The sequence below is a fragment of the Streptomyces daqingensis genome (assembly GCF_014645895.1).
Classification (GTDB): Bacteria; Actinomycetota; Actinomycetes; order Streptomycetales; family Streptomycetaceae; genus Streptomyces; species Streptomyces daqingensis.
In genome coordinates, this window is the sequence record NZ_BMMP01000015.1 from 165,179 (window position 1) to 186,315 (window position 21,137).

13 protein-coding genes and 1 pseudogene are annotated in these 21,137 nt (G+C 71.6%); 4 read left to right on the forward strand and 10 right to left on the reverse strand.

The window, feature by feature from the left end; genetic code table 11:
* Positions 1–5: 5 nt before the first annotated feature.
* Positions 6–2,738, reverse strand: coding sequence for a bifunctional acetate--CoA ligase family protein/GNAT family N-acetyltransferase (locus IEY56_RS21945; protein ID WP_189038981.1), 2,733 nt, complete (start codon positions 2,736–2,738; stop codon positions 6–8).
* Positions 2,739–2,880: 142 nt separating this feature from the next.
* Between IEY56_RS21945 and IEY56_RS21950 the strand changes: the two genes are divergently transcribed.
* Positions 2,881–3,165 carry an HPr family phosphocarrier protein gene (locus IEY56_RS21950; protein ID WP_045866196.1) on the forward strand — a complete coding sequence of 95 codons (285 nt, stop codon included), beginning with the start codon at positions 2,881–2,883 and terminating at the stop codon, positions 3,163–3,165.
* Between the two features lie 314 nt (positions 3,166–3,479).
* Here IEY56_RS21950 and IEY56_RS21955 read toward each other — a convergent pair whose 3' ends face one another.
* The 3 genes from IEY56_RS21955 to IEY56_RS21965 form a co-directional block, all read right to left on the reverse strand.
* Complete coding sequence (locus IEY56_RS21955) at positions 3,480–4,307, reverse strand: M23 family metallopeptidase (protein WP_189038982.1); 828 nt, start codon at positions 4,305–4,307, stop codon at positions 3,480–3,482.
* Positions 4,308–4,840: 533 nt separating this feature from the next.
* Positions 4,841–6,211 carry a M16 family metallopeptidase gene (locus IEY56_RS21960; protein ID WP_189039020.1) on the reverse strand — a complete coding sequence of 457 codons (1,371 nt, stop codon included), beginning with the start codon at positions 6,209–6,211 and terminating at the stop codon, positions 4,841–4,843.
* A gap of 62 nt (positions 6,212–6,273) precedes the next feature.
* Positions 6,274–7,611, reverse strand: coding sequence for a M16 family metallopeptidase (locus tag IEY56_RS21965; RefSeq protein WP_189038983.1), 1,338 nt, complete (start codon positions 7,609–7,611; stop codon positions 6,274–6,276).
* Between the two features lie 294 nt (positions 7,612–7,905).
* Between IEY56_RS21965 and IEY56_RS21970 the strand changes: the two genes are divergently transcribed.
* Positions 7,906–10,350: a DNA gyrase/topoisomerase IV subunit A gene (locus tag IEY56_RS21970; RefSeq protein WP_189038984.1), complete on the forward strand. Its 2,445-nt coding sequence runs from the start codon at positions 7,906–7,908 to the stop codon at positions 10,348–10,350.
* Between the two features lie 77 nt (positions 10,351–10,427).
* On the opposite strand, the gene IEY56_RS21975 is transcribed toward IEY56_RS21970, so the two are convergent.
* Positions 10,428–11,648: a CobW family GTP-binding protein gene (locus tag IEY56_RS21975; RefSeq protein WP_189038985.1), complete on the reverse strand. Its 1,221-nt coding sequence runs from the start codon at positions 11,646–11,648 to the stop codon at positions 10,428–10,430.
* A gap of 401 nt (positions 11,649–12,049) precedes the next feature.
* On the opposite strand from IEY56_RS21975, the gene IEY56_RS21980 reads away from it, so the two are divergent.
* Positions 12,050–13,765 (forward strand): ATP-binding protein, encoded by a 1,716-nt coding sequence (locus IEY56_RS21980; RefSeq protein ID WP_189039021.1) that lies wholly within the window; start codon positions 12,050–12,052, stop codon positions 13,763–13,765.
* Between the two features lie 41 nt (positions 13,766–13,806).
* On the opposite strand, the gene IEY56_RS21985 is transcribed toward IEY56_RS21980, so the two are convergent.
* From IEY56_RS21985 to IEY56_RS22000, 4 genes and pseudogenes are all read right to left on the reverse strand, one after another.
* Complete coding sequence (locus IEY56_RS21985) at positions 13,807–14,661, reverse strand: glycoside hydrolase family 16 protein (protein ID WP_189038986.1); 855 nt, start codon at positions 14,659–14,661, stop codon at positions 13,807–13,809.
* A gap of 127 nt (positions 14,662–14,788) precedes the next feature.
* Positions 14,789–16,393, reverse strand: a complete 1,605-nt coding sequence (locus IEY56_RS21990) for a monocarboxylic acid transporter (protein WP_189038987.1) — start codon at positions 16,391–16,393, stop codon at positions 14,789–14,791.
* A gap of 125 nt (positions 16,394–16,518) precedes the next feature.
* A pseudogene (locus IEY56_RS21995) lies at positions 16,519–16,965 on the reverse strand (DUF485 domain-containing protein); the annotation flags it as partial.
* Positions 16,966–17,073: 108 nt separating this feature from the next.
* Positions 17,074–19,254 carry a DNA gyrase/topoisomerase IV subunit B gene (locus IEY56_RS22000; RefSeq protein ID WP_308424169.1) on the reverse strand — a complete coding sequence of 727 codons (2,181 nt, stop codon included), beginning with the start codon at positions 19,252–19,254 and terminating at the stop codon, positions 17,074–17,076.
* A gap of 427 nt (positions 19,255–19,681) precedes the next feature.
* On the opposite strand from IEY56_RS22000, the gene IEY56_RS22005 reads away from it, so the two are divergent.
* Positions 19,682–19,909, forward strand: a complete 228-nt coding sequence (locus IEY56_RS22005; RefSeq protein ID WP_045866205.1) for a DUF7455 domain-containing protein — start codon at positions 19,682–19,684, stop codon at positions 19,907–19,909.
* A 262-nt stretch (positions 19,910–20,171) separates the two neighbouring features.
* Here IEY56_RS22005 and IEY56_RS22010 read toward each other — a convergent pair whose 3' ends face one another.
* On the reverse strand, positions 20,172–21,110 hold the full coding sequence (locus IEY56_RS22010; protein ID WP_189038989.1) for a serine protease: 939 nt from the start codon (positions 21,108–21,110) through the stop codon (positions 20,172–20,174).
* Positions 21,111–21,137: the final 27 nt, after the last annotated feature.

Sequence of the window (21,137 nt, forward strand, 5' to 3'; positions counted from 1 at the left end):
TGCGTTCAGTAGGCGGGCAGGCTGCGACGGCCGAGGTCGGTCGGCGGGGGCGGCTCGGCGACGCTGACGGCCGCTCCCAGCACGGTCGCCCCCCGCGTGGCGACGACCACCGGTTCCAGGTCCACGGCGACGATCTCGGGATGGTCGTGCAGGAGCCGCGAGACGCGCAGCAGCAGATCCTCCAGCGCGCCGGTGTCCACGGGCCGGGCACCGCGCCAGCCGAAGAGTATGGGGGCGCTGCGCAGTGAGCGCACCAGCCCGGCGGCCTCCTTGTCGGTGACGGGGACGAGCCGGTGCGCGACGTCTCCGAGCAGCTCGGACGGGGTTCCGGCCAGACCGAAGGAGAGCACCGCGCCGATCGATGGGTCGACGGCGGCCGTGATGGAGGTGTCCACTCCGCGCGCGGCCATCGCCTGCACGACGGGGCGCAGTTCCTCCGGCTCGCCGAACGCCTCGGTGAGCTCGGCGTACGCACGCCGCAGACCGGTCTCCGAGGCGATGTCGAGGCGCACGCCGCCCAGGTCGGCCCGGTGGCGCAGATGCGGTGCCGTCGTCTTCAGGGCGACGGGGTAGCCCAGCCGCGAGGCGGCGGCGACGGCCGCGTCGGCGTCGGGGGCGGGGACGGTCGGCTGGACGGCGATCCCGTAGCAGGCCAGCAGCGCCTCGGTGTCCTCGGCGGTCAGGGAGGGGCCCGAGGCGGCCGGGGGGCGGGCGCTGTCCGCGGCGTCATGGGAGCGTGCGCTGTCCGCGCCGTCCGCCGTACCGGCGGTGACCCGCTCCAGCAGCGCCGACGCCGCGGCCTCGTCGACGTCGATCTCCGGCACCCGGCCGGGGTTCTCCGCGTCCTGCCGCCAGCGGGCGTACCGGGACGCCTCCGACAGCGCGCGGACGGCACGCTCGGGCGCCGGGTAGGAGGGGATGCCCCGCTCGGACAGCGCGTCGTCGAGCCCCTCGATCGCCAAGTGGACGACGGCCAGCGGCTTCTCCGCGCTCTCGGACGCCTCGTGCAGGGCGTCGGCCAGCTCCGCGACGGGGGTGTCGCCGACCCAGGGGATGACGGTGACCACGACGGCGTCCGTCCCGGTGTCCTCCAACGCGGCCCGCACCGCGGCGCGGTAGTCGCCGGGGGTGGCGGACGTCGAGAGGTCCTGGACGGGATGGGGACGCAGGTCGCCGGCGAGGGCGGCGTCGTAGCTGATCAGCCCGAGGGACTCGGCGTTGCCGAGGATGGTGACGCGCCGTCCCTGCGGGAGGGGCTGCGTGGCGAGGAGCGCCCCTGCGTCGAGCAGTTCGGTGACCGTGTCGACCATGACGATCCCGGCCTGCCGCAGCAGCGTGGTGACGGTCCCGGCAGGCGTCCGGGAGACGGGGGCGGCGTGGCCGCGCGGCGGGGCGCTGCCGCTGTGCCGCGCTCCCTTCACGACCACCATGGGCTTGCGTACGGCCGTGCGCTTGGCGAGCCGCGTGAACTTCCGCGGGTTGCCGATGGATTCGAGGTAGAACAGCGCGACGTCCGTGTCCGGGTCCTCGTACCAGTGCTGCAGGACGTCGTTGCCGGAGACGTCCGCGCGGTTGCCCGCGGAGACGAAGCTGGACAGGCCGATGCCGCGCTGGTGCAGCCCGGCGAGCAGGGCGATGCCGATGGCGCCGGACTGGGTGAAGAGGCCCACGCGTCCCCGCCGCGGCGTCTCGGGAGAGAGCGTGGCGTTGAGGCGTACGCCGGGTGCGGTGTTCATCAGCCCGAACGCGTTGGGCCCGACGACGCGTGTGCCGTACGAGCGGGCGAGCCGGACGAGTTCGCGCTGCTCGTCCCGGTCGAAGTCGGCCGTGAGCACCACCAGGCCGCGCACTCCCGCCTCACCGCACTCCCGCGCCACTTCCGCCACCTCCGCGGCGGGGACCGCGACGACGGCGAGGTCCAGAGGCTCCGGCACGTCGCGCACGGAGCGGCGGGCGGGGAAGCCGTCCAGTTCGTCCGTGCCCTCCGGCAGGGCGCGGTTGACCGCGTACACGCTCCCCGTGAAGCCGCTGCTGCGGAGGCTTCCGAGGACCGCTCGCCCCGCTCCGCGCGGTGAACGACTGGCTCCGATCACGGCCACCGAACCGGGAGAGAGCAGCCGCCGCACGGAGGTGCCCTCGGCCCGCTGCTCCCGGGCGCTCATCACCGCGAGGGACTGCTCGGTCGGCTCCAGATCGAAGGTGAGGTGGACGGAGCCGTCCTCGAAGCTGCGGCTCTGCGAGTACCCCGCGTCCGTGAACACCTTGATCATCTTGGTGTTCGCCGGGAGGACTTCCGCCGTGAACCGCCGGATGCCGCGCTCGCGGGCCACGGCGGCGATGTGCTCCAGGAGCGCCGACGCCACTCCGCGGCCCTGATGGTCGTCGCGTACGAGGAAGGCGACCTCCGCCCGCGCGGAGGGGGTGCCGGACGGCCGGCCGGAGTCGTCCACCCGGTCGTAGCGGACGGTGGCGATGAACTCGCCGCCCACGGTGGCGGCGAGGCCGACACGGTCCACGTAGTCGTGATGGGTGAAGCGCCGCACGTCACGGTCGGAGAGCCGGGGGTAGGGCGCGAAGAAGCGGAGGTACTTCGACTCGTCCGAGACCCGCTCGTAGAAGCTCACGAGGCGCTCGGCGTCGTCCGGGGCGATGGGGCGGATCAGGGCGGTCCCGCCGTCGCGCAGCACCACGTCGGCTTCCCAGTGCGCCGGGTAGGAGGGCTCCTCCGGGGTACGCATGGGTGTCAGGGTAAGGCCGTACGCGCCATGGCGTGCCTTCCCGTACGCCAGTGCACGTCACGGGGGTGCGGTCGACCGGCAGGGGTCCCATGCGAGACTGGTTCGTGGCCGGAAGCCGAGTACGAATCGAAGGGCAACAACCATGGTAGAGCGCCGCGTGACCGTCGGCTGGGCCGAGGGCTTGCACGCCCGCCCCGCCTCGATCTTCTGCCGTGCCGCGGCGGCCGCGGGGGTCCCCGTGACGGTGAAGAAGGGCGAGGACGGCACTCCGGTCAATGCCGCCTCGATGCTCGGTGTGCTCGGCCTCGGCGCGGAGGCGGGCGAGGAGATCGTGCTGGCTTCCGAGGCCGTGGACGCGGAAGGCGCGCTGGAGCGGCTGGCCACGCTGGTCTCCGAGGGTCTGGACGAGCTTCCGGAAACGGTCTGACCTGTGGCTCTCTGACCCAACACCGAGACGACCCGCCCCCTGTCCGGAGACGGAGGGGGCACTTTCACACGCGGACGGCATCCCTGCTGACGACTCCGGGGTTCCGTCCTTTCGGTGTTTTCCTGGGGTCTTCAGACTCCCGGGGACAGTGCGCACAGGCCTGCGGACGGTGCGTGGCCGGTGACCCCGTGGGGCCGGCGGGACGCACGGGTGAGCCCCCGACCGCGTGACTGCGATCGGGGGCTCGTGCCGGGCTGAGTGGCGCCGGGGGCCGGCGGCGCTGCGGGGCGTCCCGCCCGCCGCCCTCTACGGCGTCAGAGGTCGACGCCGTGCTCGCGGAGGTAGGCGACCGGGTCCATGTCCGTGCCGTAGTCCGGTCCGGAGCGCGCCTCGAAGTGCAGGTGGGGGCCGGTGGTGTTGCCCGTCGAGCCGGCCAGGCCGATCTGCTGCCCGGGCGTGACGGACTGCCCCGCGGAGACGCTGAGGGACGACAGGTGGCCGTACTGCGTGTACGTGCCGTCCCGGTGCTTGATGACGACGTTGTTGCCGAACGAGCCGTCCATACCCGCCTCGACGACCTCGCCGGCCGCGACGGACTGCACCTTCGTGCCCTCGCTGGCCTGGAAGTCGATGCCCGTGTGGCTGCCGGAGGACCACAGCCCGCCGGAGGACTGGTACGAGGTGGAGAGCGACGGGTTCTCCACCGGGGCCTTGTACGCGTTGAGCTTCGCCCGCTCGGCGGCCCTCGCCGCCTTCTCGCGGGCCTCGCGCTCCCGCTCGGCCTTCTCGGCGGCGGCCCTGCGCTTGGCCTCCCGCTCGGCCTTGGCCTGGGCGGCTGCGGCCTTCTGCGCCCGGGCCTGGTCGCCGACGGTGTCGGCGATCGAGTCGCCGAAGCCGACGGCACGGGTCAGACCGGTCTCGCTTCCGGACCCGCCGGCGGCCTGTACGGCGCGGCCGCCTCCGGGCGCCTGCGTGCTCTCGTCCGCGGCCTGGGGCTTCTGGTCGCCCGCGGCCATCGAGGGTGTGGCGAGGGTACCGACGACGCCTGCGGCGGTGAGGCCGGCGATGCCGACCGCCTTGGCGCCGCGGCGCGGTATGCGGCGGGGACGACGGTGCTTCCCCGAGGCATGGGTGAACGCCATGGGCTGGCGTGACTCCTTTCCTTCCTTCTCGCCTACCGGGTCTGCCTCCGCCTCTGGACGTGGTGTCCAGCCGGCAAGGGATCCCCAGTCGGTTCGGAGCAGGAAGGTCTCCTACGGACCGCCTCTCGCGAGGCGCTCCGATTCACCCCATCCCCTCGCTGGCGGCCCCGGCCGGAACCGGTTGGCCTGCGAAGGGACCCTCTCGCGCCGCGAACGGCGCCGAGGGAAGGATCCCCGGCTCCCCCGGGTACGTGGTGGTACGGGGGACTCGGCGATGCTGAGCGTCGGCCGCGGTCGCGGTCACTTCTGACGAACAGCCGGATCGACGCTAAATGGGGCATCTGCCAACTGCCAAACCAAACCCTTGATTTGTCGCGCAGACCACACAAGCGACCGGGGCAACTCACGCCAATACGGACATAGGGGCGGCACAACGCGACGGCCCCGGTCCGGAGACTTCCCGAACCGGGGCCGCACCGCGTCCGATTCCCGCACGGCGCACCGGGCGAAAGGGGCCCGGCACGCCTCAGGGTTCAGCCGCCGGAGACCACCTTCACCTCGCCGATCCCCAACTCCCGTACGGGATCGGCGATCTGGGAGGCGTCGCCGACGAGGATCGTCACCAGCCTGTCCGCCGGGAAGGCGTTCACGACGGCCGCGGTGGCCTCCACGGTGCCGGTCTCCGCGAGCTGCGTGTACACGCGCGCCTGGAAGTCGTCCGGAAGTTGCTGCTCGACCTGCTCCGCGAGGGTGTCGGCGACCGCTGCCGCCGTCTCGTACTTCAACGGCGCCACGCCCACGAGGTTCTGCACGGCGACGTCCCGCTCCTCCTCCGTGAGCCCGTCGGCCGCCAGCGTGCGCAGCACGTTCCACAAGTCCGACAGCGCCGGCCCCGTGACGTCCGTCGCCACCGACCCGGAGATGGCCAGCAGCGCGGCGCCCGTGGCGTCGGCGGAGGAACGCAGGACCTGGCTGAAGGCCCGCACGCCGTAGGTGTAGCCCTTCTCCTCGCGCAGCACGCGGTCCAGACGCGAAGTGAGCGTGCCGCCGAGGCAGTACGCGCCGAGCACCTGGGCGGGCCAGACGCGGTCGTGCCGGTCCGGGCCGATACGGCCGATGAGCAGCTGGGTCTGCACGGAACCGGGACGGTCCACGATGACCACCCGCCCGGTGTCGTCCGCCGTGACGGGCGGCGCCTGGCGCGGTTCGGCCGCCGAGCCCTGCCACGTGCCGAGGGTGCCGGCCAGAGCCGCGTCCAGGTCGACGCCCTCCAGGTCGCCGACGACGACCGCCGTGGCCGTCGCGGGGCGTACGTGCGCGTCGTAGAACGCGCGCACCGCCTGCGCGTCGATGCGCGCCACCGTCTCCTCGGTGCCCTGGCGCGGGCGCGACATTCGCGCGTCGGCCGGGTACAGCTCGTGGGCGAGTTCCTTGGCGGCTCGCCGGGTCGGGTTCGCCATTTCGAGCGGAATCTCGTCCAGGCGGTTGCCGACCAGCCGCTCGATCTCCCCCTCGGGGAAGGCAGGAGCGCGCAGCGCGTCCGAGAGCAGACCCAGCGCCTTGTGCAGCCGGGACGCCGGGACCTCCAGGGAGACACGCACGGAGGCGTGGTCGGCGTAGGCGTCCAACGAGGCGCCGTACCGCTCCAGTTCGTCGGCGAACTGCTCCGCGTCGAGCTTGTCGGTGCCCTCGGAGAAGGCCCGGGCCATGATCGTCGCGACGCCGTCGAGTCCCTTGGGCTCGGCGTACAGCGGGGCCTCCAGGGAGACGTCGACCGCGACGACCTGCTGACCCGGGCGGTGGCAGCGCAGCACCGTCAACCCGTTGTCGAGGCGGCTGCGCTCGGGGGCGGGGAACGCCCACGGCTTGGGCCGTCCGCCCTGGGGCCGGGGGTGGAACTCCATCGACTTACCTGCCGTACTCGTCGTGCCCGGATCGGTGGACTGTGCGGGGTTGGGGGCGTCGCTCACTGGGCGGGCTCCTCGCTCTGCTCGGTGGGCTCGCTCTGCTCGGTGGGCTCGTAGACGAGCACTGCGCGGTTCTCCGGGCGGAGCCTGGCGGCGGCCACGGCCCTGACCTCCTCAGGGGTGACCTCCAGCAGGCGCTGCACCGCGGTCAGCGCGAGCTGCGGGTCGCCGAACAGCACGGCGTAGCGGCACAGTTCGTCCGCACGGCCCCCGACTGTCGCCAGCCGGTCCAGCCACTCGCGCTCCAGCTGGGCCTGCGCACGCTCCATCTCCTCGGGCGTGGGCCCCTCTTCGGCGAAACGGCGCAGTTCGTCGTCGACGGCCTCCTCGACGGCGGAGACCTCGACGCCGCCCGAGACCTTCACGTCGAGCCATCCCAGCGACGGCGCGCCCGCCAGGCGCAGGATCCCGAAGCCGGCACCGACAGCGAGCCGGTCGCGGCGCACGAGGCGCTTGTTGAGACGCGAGGACTCGCCGCCGCCGAGCGCGGTGAGCGCCACGTCGGCCGCGTCGCACTCGCGCGTGCCGTCGTGCGGCAGCCGGTAGGCGGCCATCAGCGCGCGGGCGGGGACGTCCTCCTCGATCACCTCGCGCTTCTGCTCGCCGATCACGTCGGGCAGGGTGCCGTCGCGCGGCGGCCGCTTGCCCTCGTGGCCCGGCACGGAGCCGAAGTACTTCTCGACCCAGGCCAGCGTCTGCTCCGGATCGATGTCGCCGACGACGCTCAGCACGGCGTTGTTCGGCGCGTAGTACGTGCGGAAGAACTCACGGGCGTCCTCGAGCGAGGCCGCGTCCAGGTCGGCCATCGAGCCGATCGGCGTGTGGTGGTAGGGGTGGCCCTCCGGGAAGACCATCGCCGTCAGCCGTTCGAAGGCGGTGCCGTACGGCACGTTGTCGTAGCGCTGGCGGCGCTCGTTCTTCACGACGTCGCGCTGGTTCTCCATGGACTCCTCGTCCAGGGCGGCGAGCAGCGACCCCATGCGGTCCGCCTCGAGCCAGAGAGCCAGCTCCAACTCGTGGGCGGGCATGGTCTCGTAGTAGTTGGTGCGCTCGAAGCTGGTGGTGCCGTTGAGCGAACCGCCGGCGCCCTGGACCAGTTCGAAGTGGCCGTTGCCCTGCACCTGCGCCGAGCCCTGGAACATCAGGTGCTCGAAGAGGTGGGCGAGGCCCGTGCGCCCGGCGACCTCGTGGCGCGAGCCGACGTCGTACCAGAGGCAGACCGCCGCTACGGGGGTGAGGTGGTCCTCGGAGAGCACCACTCGCAGGCCGTTGGCCAGCCTGTGCTCGGTCGCTGTCAGCCCGCCGACGGATGGCGGGGGCGTGGCCGTGTGACCCATGGGCTGTGGAGTCCCTTCGATCGCGTCAGTTGCGTGCACGTCGTGGCAAGCGGTCCTGTCACCCTATGCAACCGCGCCGACAGCATGCGGAGTTCCCGTACGGTACGCCCTGGGACCCGGCCCGCTGCGGGCCGTCCTCCGACGGAGCGGCGCCCGGCGGCACCCCGGCCGAACGGGCCGGGGAACCGGCTGTCGGCGGCGCGGTCCACAATGGTCCGCGTCGAGTTCCGCATCCGTACCCGGCTCGACAGCAGCCGCCCGCACCGGTACGCACCCTAAGGAGAGCCAGCCGCGATGGCCCGCCGCAGTACGAAGACTCCACCGGAAGATTTCGAAGAGCGCATCCTCGACATCGACGTCGTCGACGAGATGCAGGGCTCCTTCCTGGAGTACGCCTACTCGGTCATCTACTCGCGTGCGCTTCCCGACGCCCGCGACGGGATGAAGCCCGTACAGCGGCGCATCCTGTACCAGATGCACGAGATGGGCCTCCGTCCGGAGCGGAGCTACGTCAAGTGCGCCCGGGTCGTCGGCGAGGTGATGGGAAAGCTGCACCCGCACGGCGACAGCGCCATCTACGACGCGCTCGTGCGCATGGCGCAGTCGTTCTCCATGCGGCTGCCGCTGGTCGACGGGCACGGCAACTTCGGTTCGCTGGGCAACGACGACCCGCCCGCGGCGATGCGGTACACGGAGTGCCGCTCAGCGCCCGCGGCCGGTCTGATGGTCGAGTCGATCGACGAGGAGACGGTCGACTTCGCACCCAACTACGACGGCAGCGAGCAGGAACCGGGCGCGCTTCCGGCCGCCTATCCCAACCTGCTGGTCAACGGCTCCTCGGGCATCGCGGTCGGCATGGCCACCAACATGCCGCCGCACAACCTAGGCGAAGTGATCGCCGCCGCACGGCACCTGATCAAGCACCCCGGTGCGGATCTGGAGACGCTGATGCGCTTCGTCCCGGGACCGGACCTGCCGACGGGCGGCCGGATCGTCGGCATGGACGGGATCAAGGACGCCTACGCGGGCGGCCGCGGCAGCTTCAAGATGCGCGCCACGGCCGTCGTCGAGCAGGTCACGCCCCGGCGCAAGGGCCTCGTCGTGACGGAGCTGCCCTTCGCCGTCGGCCCGGAGAAGGTCATCTCCAAGATCAAGGACCTGGTCAACTCCAAGCGCCTGCAGGGCATCGCGGACGTCAAGGACCTCACGGACCGCGCCCACGGGCTGCGCCTGGTCATCGAGATCAAGAACGGTTTCAACCCGGAAGCGGTACTGGAGCAGCTGTACAAGTTGACGCCGATGGAGGAGTCCTTCGGCATCAACAACGTCGCGCTCGTCGACGGCCAGCCGCTCACGCTCGGCCTCAAGGAGCTCCTGGAGGTCTACGTCGACCACCGGTTCACCGTGGTGCGCCGGCGCAGCGAGTTCCGCCGCACCAAGCGGAAGGACCGGCTGCACCTGGTCGAGGGGCTGCTGGTGGCCCTCATCGACATCGACGAGGTCATCAGGATCATCAGGTCGAGTGAGAACTCGGCGCAGGCCAAGGAATCGCTCATGGCCCGGTTCGGGCTCAGCGACGTGCAGACGCAGTACATCCTCGACACCCCGCTCCGCCGGCTCACCAAGTTCGACCGCATCGAGCTGGAGAGCGAGCGGGACCGGCTGCGTTCCGAGATCGAGGATCTGACGCGGATCCTGGAGTCGGACGCGGAGCTGCGCAAGCTCGTCTCCGGCGAACTCGCCGCCGTCGCGAAGAAGTACGGCACCCCCCGGCGTACGGAGCTGCTGGAGTCGGCGGGCGCGCAGGTGGCCGCTGTCCCGCTGGAGGTCGCCGACGACCCGTGCCGGGTGCTGCTCTCCTCGACGGGCCTGCTCGCCCGTACCGCCAACGGCGAACCCGCCTTCGACCAGGACGCGAAGCGCGCCAAGCACGATGTGATCGTCTCCGCCGTGCCGGCGACGACGCGCGGCGAGGTGGGCGCCGTCACCTCGGCCGGGAGGCTCCTGCGGCTCACCGTCGTCGACCTGCCGCAGCTTCCGGAGTCGGCCTCCGCCCCCCATCTCGCGGGCGGCGCACAGGTCTCGGAGTTCCTCTCCCTGGAAGACGACGAGGACCTGATCTGCCTGACCACTCTCGACGAGTCCTCACCCGGCCTGGCGCTGGGCACCGAACAGGGCGTGGTCAAGCGGGTGGTGCCCGACTACCCGGCTCACAAGGAGGAGTTGGAGGTCATCTCGCTGCGCGACGGCGACCGCATCGTGGGCGGCGCGGAGCTGCGGACGGGCGAGGAGGACCTGGTCTTCATCACCGACGAGGCTCAGCTGCTGCGTTATCCGGCCGGGCAGGTCCGTCCGCAGGGACGGGGCGCGGGCGGCATGGCCGGGATCAAACTGACGGGTGAGGCGAAGGTCATCTCCTTCACCGCCGTCGACCCGTCCGTGGACGCGGTGGTCTTCACGCTCTCCGGCTCGCACGGCACTCTGGACGACTCGATCAGCACGGCGAAGCTCACCCCCTTCGACCAGTTCCCGCGGAAGGGGCGCGCGACAGGCGGCGTGCGCTGCCAGCGGTTCCTCAAGGGCGAGGACTGCCTTGCGCTGGCCTGGGCCGGTCCCGCGCCTGCAAAGGCGGCGTCCAAGAACGGCACACCGGTGGAGCTTCCGGAGATCGACCCGCGCCGCGACGGGTCGGGGGTGCCGCTGCAGAAGCCGGTGGCGGTCGTCGCGGGGCCTGTGTAGGCACGGTTCGGCGCACAGACCCGCTGGCGGACGCTCCGCCGGGCGGCGGGGCGTTCCGGCGGCCGGGCCCGGTCGGGTCAGAGACCGGGCCCCGCGACCGGTTCGTCCTCGGCGTCGGGCTCGTACCAGGGCGTGCCGTCCTCCGCGCCGTCAGCCAGGGAGCCGTCGCCGGTGCGGCCATCGTCCGAGCCGCCCTCACCGGGCTCCTCGACGTAACGCAGCACGCCCCACAGCGCGTTCGGATCGTCGTCCCCGGCCCCGTCCGCGACGCAGCCCTCCAGCTTCTCGCGCAGTGCGGCCGTGTCGGCGCCCGCGCTGATCAGCACCAGCCTGGTGAGCCGCTCCTCGTCCTGCGGCCACCGCTCAGGCGTGAACCGCAGGAAGCCGCCGACGGCGTGCACGCCGTAGCGGTTCGCGGGGTCGGCCGGCCCCAGGTCGACGTGGCCCTTGATGCGGTAGAGACCGGCCGGCCTGCTGTCCAGGAAGTCCATGAGGCGCCCGGGGTGCAGCGGCCGCTCCGAGGTGAACGACACACTCTCGTACGCGGCGTGCAGATGCCCTGTGTGATCGTCCTGCCCGCATCCCTCGGGGCCATCGCCGTCGCTGCTTTCCGCGACGTCCCTGCTCGCCCCGTCGCGCTCGTCTCGCTCGTCTCGCAGCAGGTCTTCGAAGGAGAGCTGTTCGACTGGGGGACGTTCCCGCCGCGCCGGGTCGAAGAGCAGCGAGGGATCGATCCGTCCGTGCGCCGCGGTGACGACCGGCGTGCCCGGGCTCAGCCTGGCCAGTTCCTCTCGCAGCGCCTGCCGTACCGGCTCCGAGACCCGGTCGGTCTTGTTGAGCACTACGAGGTCGGCGGCCCGCACATGCCGGTCCAGCTCCGGGTGGCGTTCGCGCGTGCGGTCGAACTCGGCGGCGTCGACGACCTCTGTCAGCCCGCCGTAGACGGTGTGCTCGCTCCGCGCGGCGAGGATCATGCGGATCATCGTCTCGGGCTCCGCGAGCCCGCTGGCCTCGACGACGATGACGTCCATGTCCACGGACGGGCGGGCCAGCTTGTCGAGAACCTCGTCCAGGTCGCTGGTGTCCACCGCGCAGCACAGGCAGCCGTCGCCGAGGGCGACCATCGAGTCGACCTGGCCGGCCACCGCCATGGCGTCGATCCCGATGCTGCCGAAGTCGTTGACGACGGCGCCGATGCGGGTGCCGCGGCTGTTCCGCAGCAGATGGTTGAGCAAGGTCGTCTTGCCGGAACCGAGGAACCCTGCCAGGACGATGACCGGGACGCGGCGGGTGGTCACGGGCGGTGCCTCCAGCGTGGTGCCGTCTGAACGGCTGTTGATCGTAGTGGAGGGCGGCGCGTGCTCTCACCGCGAGTCCGGACCGGACGTGACGGTGACAGGTGCGCCGGGCCTCGGGGTGCGCTGCCCGGGGATCGCGCACGTCACAGCGGACAGCGCCCGGAACGGGCTACCGTCTCGCACACACGCACGGGAGCGGCCCCGCCCGCCTCTCCCCCTCCGCCCCGGTACGGGCCCCCTGTTGGCTCCCGCCCGTCCCGTCGTGCACCGCAAACGAGGACCCCGTGAACCCACCCGACGCCTCCGCCCCCGGCACAGCCCCGACCGATGTGCGGCAACGCCTGCGCGCCCCCCTGAGCCGGGTCCGGTGGCCGCAGCGCGTGTTCTCGCAGGTCCTGCTGATGCAGCTGGCCATCGCGACCGGCGTCACCGCGCTGGTCACGGCCTTCTTCCTCGCCCCGCTCAGCGACGAACTGGACGACCGCGCGATGGACCGCGCCCTGGCCATCGCGCAGACGACGGCGGCCAGCCCCGGTCTCGCCCGCCGGCTCGGCTCGGAGACCGGGCCCTCCGCCGACGGCCAGGTGCAGGCCCAGGCGGAACGCATACGCAAGTCCACCGGCGCCGGCTACGTCGTCGTCATGGACACCGACGGCATCCGCTGGTCGCACCCGGAGCGCCGCCGCGTCGGCGAGCACGTCTCCACCGATCCGGGCGCCGTACTGGCCGGACGCGAGGTACGGCACATCGACGAGGGGACCCTCGGCCGGTCCGCACGCGGGAAGGTGCCGCTGCGCGACGAGGGGGGCCGGCTCGTCGGCGCGGTCTCCGTGGGCATCGCCTACGACGGCGTACAGGACAGACTGCTGGGCGCGGTGCCGGAGCTGCTGGCGTACGCGTGCGGGGCGCTGGCCGTCGGTGTGCTCGCCGCGGTGCTCGTCTCCCGACGGCTCCAGCGGCAGACCCATGACCTGGCCTTCTCCGACATCTCCGCGCTGCTGGACGAGCGGGAGGCCATGCTGCACGGAATCCGCGAGGGCGTCGTCGCCCTCGACGCTCGCGGCTGCCTCAGGCTGATCAACGACGAGGCGCAGCGGCTCCTCGAACTCCGCCCCGAGGACACCGGACGGCCCCTGGCGGAGGCCCTCGGTCCGGGCCGCACCGCGGATGTTCTGTGCGGGAGTGTCACCGGTTCGGACCTGCTCACCGTCCGGGGCGGCCGCGTACTGGTGGCCAACCGCATGCCCACGGGCGACGGCGGCGCGGTGGCCACGCTGCGCGACCGGACAGAGCTCGAGCTGCTGGGGCGCGAACTCGACGGCTCCCGCGGCCTGATCGACGCCCTCCGCGCCCAGGACCACGAGCACGCCAACCGGATGCACATCCTGCTGGGGCTGCTGGAGCTCGGCCAGTACGACGAAGCGGTCGACTACCTCAGCGCCGCTGTAGGAGTGCACCGCGCGACAGCCGAGCAGATCACCGAACGCGTGGGGGATCCGCTGCTGGCCGCGCTGCTCGTGGGGAAGGCGACGGTGGCCGCCGAACGCGGCGTCGTCCTGCACACCACGTCGGCCACACAGCTGCCGGACCGGCTGGTCGACCCGCGGGAGCTTGCGACCGTGCTCGGCAACCTCGTCGACAACGCCGTGGACGCGGCGGCCGGTTCAGCGGATCCCCGGGTGTCGGTCGAGCTGCGCCCTCAGGACGGGGAGGACCGGGAGGGGCTACGCGAGGGCCCGGAGGGGCTCCTCTGCGCCAGCGCGTCCACAGCCGGCAGGGAGGACGACGGCGCCGGTACCGGCATCGTCCTGCGGGTCGCCGACAGCGGCCCGGGCGTACCCGCCGACCAGCGCGATCTCGTCTTCGCCGAGGGATGGTCCACGAAGGAACCGCCCGCGCACCGGCAGAGGGGGCTGGGACTCGCCCTCGTGCGGCGGCTCGCCGAGCGGCACGGCGGCACGGCCCGAGTCGGCGAAGCCGAGCTGGGCGGTGCGGAGTTCACTGTCGTACTGCCGCACGCCCTCCACCCGGGGACGGCCGCCGCCTCAGCAGGGGCGGCGTCACCCGGGTCGGCCGAGGCGTCCGCGCCGGAGAAGGCGGAGCGGGAGAGGGCGTAGGGGCGGGGCGCCGAGCAGAGCGACCCCGCCCCCTCCCCCGGTCAGTTGCCTCCGGTGACGCGGACGTAGTCGACCACCAGCTGCTTCGGGAAGCTGGTGCTGCCGTCCGGATCGCCGGGCCAGTCGCCGCCGACCGCGAGATTCAGGATCAGGAAGAAGGGGTGGTCGAACGCCCACCGGTTGCCGTTGAGGTCCGCGGGGGTACGGGTCTGGTACACGTTGCCGTCCACCGACCACGTGATCTTCTCCGGGGACCAGTCGACGGCGAAGGTGTGGAAGCCGTCGGAGAACTTCTGCCCGTCCGGCAGGGTGTATCCGGCACCGATCCCGCCGCCCCCGGAGTAGCCCGGCCCGTGGAGCGTGCCGTGGACCGTCCCGGGTTCGAAGCCGACGTTCTCCATGACGTCGATCTCGCCGCACTCCGGCCATCCCACGCTGCCGATGTCCTCCCCCAGCATCCAGAAGGCGGGCCACATGCCTTGCCCCTCGGGCACCTTCAGGCGGGTCTCGACGTGCCCGTAGGTCGTCTTGAACGTGCTCGCGGTGTTCAGCCGGGCGGAGGTGTACTCGCAAGCGCCGTACCAGCACTGGTAGCCGGCGGGGTTCTCCTTCTTCGCGGTGATCACGAGGTTGCCCTGGCCGTCGAGTGCGGCGTTGTCCGTACCGCTCGTGTACCACTGGCGCTCGTGGTTGTTGACGTTGTCGCCTGTCTCCAGCTGCCACTTCGACCCGTCGACGGGGCTGCCCGCCGGGCCGTCGAAGTCGTCGCTGAACGAGGCCACAGCGCGGTCCGGTTGCGGGGGCTCCGCCGCGCTTGCGGGCGTCACGAGTACGGGGGCGGTGGCGAGGGCGACGGCCGCGAGCAGGCCGGCTGTGAAGGAACTCCGGGGTTTCATCGAGCGGTTGCCTTCCTGTGGACGGATCACACGGAACTGGCATGCCGTAATTTGTTGAAGACAATGTCCGGCGTCACCGCGTACATGTCAATAGGTCTGGACCATCTTCTTCACGCCCTGACGGCACTCAGACAGCGCCCGCACCGGTAAGTGAACGGACCTCCGTCTCCGCGTGCTTGGCCTCGTCGGCCGCTTCGCGCGACGTGACGGTGCCGAGCCAGCCCGCCAGGAAACCGAGCGGGATGGCCACCAGCCCGGGGTTCTCCAGGGGGAAGACCGCGAAGTCGGCATGAGGGAACAGCGCCCCCGGCGCCCCTGACACCACCGGCGAGAGGGCGACCAGGGCGATGGCCGGAATCAGACCCCCGTAGACCGACCAGACCGCACCCCTCGTCGTGAACCGGCGCCAGAAGAGCGCGTACAGCAGCACGGGCAGGTTGGCCGCCGCCGCGACCGCGAAGGCGAGCCCGACGAGGAAGGCCACGTTCAACTGCTGAGCCAGCAGCCCGAGTCCGACTGCCGCCGCACCCACCACGGCCGCGGCGACCCGCGCCACCCCGACCTCACTCCACCCCTTGCCCCCGACGGACCGGGCACGCCGGCTGAACGACGCGTAGAGATCGTGCGCGACGGACGCGGAGGAGGCGAGGGTGATGCCGGCGACCACCGCCAGGATCGTGGCGAAGGCGATGGCGGCCACGATCGCGAACAGCGCCTGCCCGCCCGCCGATTCGGCTCCCCCGCCCAGTTCGAGCGACAGCAGCGGTACCGCCGTGTTCCCCGCCGGGTCGGACGCCCGTACCGCATCGCTGCCCAGCAGCGCCGCGGCGCCGAAGCCCAACACGACGGTCATCAGGTAGAAGCCGCCGATGAGACCGATCGACCAGACCACCGAGCGGCGTGCGGCGCGCGCGGTCGGCACCGTGTAGAAGCGGGAGAGGATGTGCGGCAGCCCCGCTGTCCCCAGGACGAGCGCGAGCCCCAGGCTGACGAAGTCCAGCCTGTGAGTCCACTCCCCGCCGTACCGGAGCCCCGGGGCGAGGAAGTCCCGCCCGTGGCCGCTGCCTTCGGCGGCGCTGCTGAGCAGCGCGCCGACGTCGCCGCCGAACCGCAGCAGCACGAGCACCGTCAGCGAGAGGGCTCCTCCGAGGAGCAGCACCGCCTTCACGATCTGAATCCACGTCGTCGCCCGCATGCCCCCGCAGGAGACGTAGACGATCATCAGTGCTCCGACCCCGATCACCGTCCACGACCGCGCCTGCCCGCTTCCGCTGCCGAGCAGCAGCGCGACGAGGCTGCCGGCGCCCACCATCTGCGCGACGAGGTAGAGGACCGAGACGGTGACGGAGGAGATGCCCGAGGCGATCCGCACCGGCCGTTCGCGCATCCGCGCGGCGACCACGTCTGCCAGCGTGAACCGGCCGCAGTTGCGCACGAGTTCCGCGACGAGGAGCAGCACCACCAGCCACGCCACGAGGAAGCCGACGGCGTAGAGGATGCCGTCGTACCCGAACAGCGCGATGACCCCGGAGATGCCCAGGAACGACGCGGCCGACATGTAGTCGCCCGCGATGGCGAACCCGTTCTCCATCGGGCTGAAGAGGCGGCCGCCCGCGTAGAACTCCTCGGGCGACCCCTGCCGGCGCCGGCTCGCCCAGCTCGTGATGCCCAGCGTCACGGCGATGACGGCGCTGAAGAGCAGCAGCGTCAGTGTCCGGTGGTCGCCAGTCACAGCGTGCCCTCCCGAGCGGTGCGCGGACCCGGGAAATCGGCGAGGGCCTCGGCCCGCCGCCCGCTTCGGGCGTCCCCGCGACTCTGCGCGGGGGCGTCGCCGCGATCACGCCCGGGGCCCGCTGCCGCCGCACCTGTGCGGGCCATGTCCTGCGTCTCCCACCGCAGTTCGAGCGCCGGCCTGTCCCTGCGCAACCGGGCGTGGCGGACGTACGCCCAGGTCAGCAGGAAGGTGGTGGCGAACTGCGCGAGACCGGCGGCCATCGCCACGTTGAAGACCCCCACCAGGGGCCGGGCCATCAGCTGCGGAGCGACCGTGGCCGTCACGACGTACGCGAAGTACCAGACGAGGAACGCCGCGGTGGCCGGGAGGACGAAACGCCGGTACCGGCGCCGCACCTGCTGGAACGCGGGACTGCGCTGGACGGTGAGGTAGACGGCCGCGTGCGGATCACCGGGCTCACCGCGCCCGGGCCGTGCCTCCGCGGGGCGGCCCGGTGCGGCGGGGAGTCCGTCGTGCTCGCCCCAGCCTGAGGTCAGGGCGTCGTCGTACCAGGGGTCTTCGGTGCGCATGGCCCAAGGATGGGCACGCGCAGAAGATCACGGATGGGGCATCCCGGACTGTTCACCCCTTCAGGTGACGTACCAGACAGCCAGGTCCGGGCGGCGCGGCGTTGTCCGTCAGACGTCGATCCGCGAGCGGTCCAGCGTCGCGGCGGAGGAGCTGATGAACTCCCTGCGCGGCGCCACTTCGCTGCCCATCAGCAGGTCGAACGCCGCCTCCGCGGACTCCAGGTCGCTGATGTTGATCCGGCGCAGCGTGCGGTGCCGCGGGTCCATCGTCGTCTCCGCGAGCTGGTCGGCGTCCATCTCGCCCAGCCCCTTGTAGCGCTGAATCGAGTCCTTGTACCGCACGTTCCTGCGCTGCAGGTCCATCAGCGTCTGCCGCAGCTCGTTGTCCGAGTAGGTGTAGATGTACTTGGCCTGCCCCTTCTTGGGGCTGGTCAGCTCGATCCGGTGCAGCGGCGGCACGGCGGAGAAGACGCGGCCCTCCTCGACCATGGGGCGCATGTAGCGCTGGAAGAGGGTGAGCAGCAGGCAGCGGATGTGCGCGCCGTCGACGTCCGCGTCCGCGAGGAAGATGACCTTGCCGTAGCGCGCCTGGTCGATGTCGAAGGTCCGCCCGGACCCGGCTCCTATCACCTGGATGATCGAGCCGCATTCGGCGTTCTTCAGCATGTCCGCGACGGAGGACTTCTGGACGTTGAGGATCTTGCCGCGGATCGGCAGCAGCGCCTGGAACTCGGAGTTCCGGGCCAGCTTCGCGGTGCCGAGCGCCGAGTCGCCCTCGACGATGAACAGTTCGCTGCGCTCGACCTCGTCGCTACGGCAGTCGGCCAGCTTGGCGGGCAGCGCGGACGATTCCAGGGCAGTCTTCCGCCGCTGCGCCTCCTTGTGCTGCCGGGCGGCGATGCGCGTACGTGCCGCCGCCGCGATCTTCTCCAGGACGGCACGGGCCTGCTGCTTTGCGTCCCGCTTCGTCGAGGTCAGGAAGGTCTTCAGCTCCGAGGCGACGACCTGCGCGACGATCCGTGAGGCCGCCGATGTGCCCAGCACCTCCTTGGTCTGCCCCTCGAACTGCGGCTCGGCCAGCCGCACCGTCACGACCGCCGTCAGGCCCTCGAGGGCGTCGTCCTTGGCGACGTCGTCCTCGGCGACCCGGAGGATCTTCGTGGCCCGCAGCGCCTCGTTGACGGTCCTGGTGACAGAGCGTTCGAACCCGGACACGTGGGTGCCGCCCTTGGGGGTGGCGATGATGTTGACGAAGGACTTCAGCGTGGTGTCGTACCCCGTGCCCCAGCGGAGCGCGATGTCCACGCCCAGCTCGCGCTGGACCTCGGTGGGGATCATGTGGCCCCGGTCGTCGAGGACGGGCACCGTCTCCTTGAACTGGCCCTTGCCCTGCAGCCTCAGCACGTCGCAGACGGGACGGTCCTGCGCGAGGTACTCGCAGAACTCGCTGATGCCGCCGTCGTAGTGGAAGACCTCCTCCGTGACCCCGGAGCCGGACGCGTCCTGCCCCCCGGATCCCGCCGGCTGCTCCAGCCCGCGCTCGTCCCGTACGACCAGCGTGAGCCCGGGGACCAGGAAGGCGGTCTGGCGGGCGCGGGCGTACAGCGTCTCCAGCGAGAGCTTGGCGTCCTTGAGGAAGATCTGGCGGTCCGCCCAGTAGCGCACGCGCGTACCGGTGCGGTTCTTCGGCAGCTTCTTGCCCTTGCGCAGGCCGCTGGCGGGGTCGAACGGCGCGTCGGGGCCCGACTCGGTGAAGATTCCGGGGACGCCGCGGCGGAAGCTGATGCTGTGCGTGCGGCTCCCGCGGTCGACCTCGATGTCGAGCCGCGACGCCAGTGCGTTGACGACCGAGGCGCCGACCCCGTGCAGACCGCCGGAGGCGGCGTAGGAGCCGCCTCCGAACTTGCCGCCGGCGTGCAGCTTCGTCATCACGACTTCGACGCCGGAGAGGCCCGTCTTGGGCTCGACGTCGACGGGGATGCCCCGGCCGTTGTCGCGGACCTCGACCGAGCCGTCCTCGTGGAGGATCACCTCGATGCGGTCGCAGTGGCCGCCGAGGGCTTCGTCCACGGAGTTGTCGATGATCTCCCAGAGGCAGTGCATGAGCCCGCGGCTGTCGGTGGAGCCGATGTACATGCCGGGGCGCTTCCGCACCGCCTCGAGCCCCTCGAGAACCAGCAGGTGCCGCGCGGTGTAGTTGGAGCCGCCGTCCCGGTCTGCGCCGGTGAGCAGTGCGGCGGACGGCTTGGTGTTCCCCGTGCCGGTGGCCAGGGAAGGTTCGGCGGTCACGCGGTTCGCTCCTCGCTGAATTCTGCTGGGGGTGGCTGGCTGCCGCGTCAGAGGGTACCGAGAGTGCAGGAGAGGGCGCGCCGCGCCACCCAGGAAGGGGGTTCATGCTAGCCCATGCTCGATAGAGTGTTCGATAACACGAGCGGGTGACGCACACATCACGTTCCCTTTGGCGCATGAACCATTTAGGCTCCGGGCACGTCCCCTTCAACAACGGGAACACTGCACAGACAACAACTGGACAACAGCAACCAAGCGACATGACGACGAAGCAACCCACGTAATACGGCTCATTCGCCGCCACCCGGCAACATGCAGCCGCCCCCGCGGAGAAACCTCCAAGGGAATCGTCGAGAGCGGGAACGTTTTCGACCTGGTTGGATGTTGACCCTGGTACGACAGCTCGTCGAGCTAGAGAAGAGGCGACGTGACTACTGTTCTGACCCCCGCGACTCCGTTGACGGCCGCCGATCGCTGCGACCGCTGCAACGCTCAGGCCTACCTGCGCGTCGTGCTGCTCAGCGGCGGAGAGCTGCTGTTCTGCGCCCACCACGGCCGTAAGTTCGAGCCCGAGCTCAAGAAGATCGCCGCGGAGATACAGGACGAGACGGAGAAGCTCACCGCGTCTCCCGCGAATGCGGAGACCGGCGAGTAATCCCGAGCGTCCTGGAACTGACGCAAGCAACGTCCCGAACCGACGAGCTCGGTCCGGCTCAGAGCCGGAAACGGTGGGCGGCCACCCGGTGACACCGGGTGGCCGCCTTTCCCTGTCCCGCGCCCGATCCGGTTTCTCGGGTAAGTGGCCGAAGGATTTCGCTCTCAGCGAACCACTTCCTCCAACCCATTTCCCGGCCGCTTCAAACCTTCGAATTTCCTCCGCCCCCGGCAGCCGGTGAGCGGACTTCCCCGCGGTCCGCTCAGCCGCTGTGCGCCCGTATGGCGTCCGTCATCGCGGAGACCCGCGTGTAGACCCCGGGACGCCCCTCCTCTCCGCACCCCACGCCCCAGGACACCAGCCCCACCAGACGGCCCTTCGCGACGAGCGGACCGCCGCTGTCGCCCTGGCACGCGTCCCTGCCGCCCGCCGGAGTCCCCGCGCACACCATCGACCGCTCCTCGAAGACCCCTCCGAAGGTGCCGGAGGCGCTGCGCGGATACGCCCGGGCGCACTCCGAGTCCTCCACCATCTCCACACCGGCTGCGCGCAGGCCTGAGGCGTACGCTCCGCTGCCGCTGGTGTCACCCCAGCCGTAGACCTCCGCGGCGGTCCCAGGGGCGTACGCGGCGTCCTGAGCCGCTGCCACGGGTACGGGGTGGCCCTCCGGCAGCGGATCTGAGAGCGCGAGCACAGCGATGTCCCGCTCATTCGTCGCGGAGTCGTAGGCCGGATCCACCCACACCGAAGCCACCGGCACCTCGCGCCCCGACCGGGACCCCAGGTCCCCTCGCCCCGATATGACGTGCAGATCCCGCACCTCGCCATTGGCCGAGCCCAGCACCTCCGGGCCGAGGCAGTGTGCCGCCGTGACCACGGTGCGTACGTCCACCAGCGCACCCCCGCAGAACTGCCCCGAGCGCTCCGGGCCGAAGCGCTCCCTGCTGGAGAGCGCGACCGCCCAGGGATGATCCGCGGCGTCGACGGGATGCCCGCCGACCACCGCCCCGCCCCGCACTCCGGTACGGGCGGCCGGGGCATGCCCGCCGGCCCGGTTGTCGGCTGTGCCGGCGACCCGCGCAGGCGCCCGCGCCTGGTCACGCGGGGCGTCGTCCGGGAGCCGCCGCTCAGACGCCGCGGGCAGCCCGGCGAGCAGGGCAGCCGTGAGCAGGAACAGCGGGATCGCACGCAGGTGACGCATGCAGCCTCCAGACCCGTGGAGCGGCTA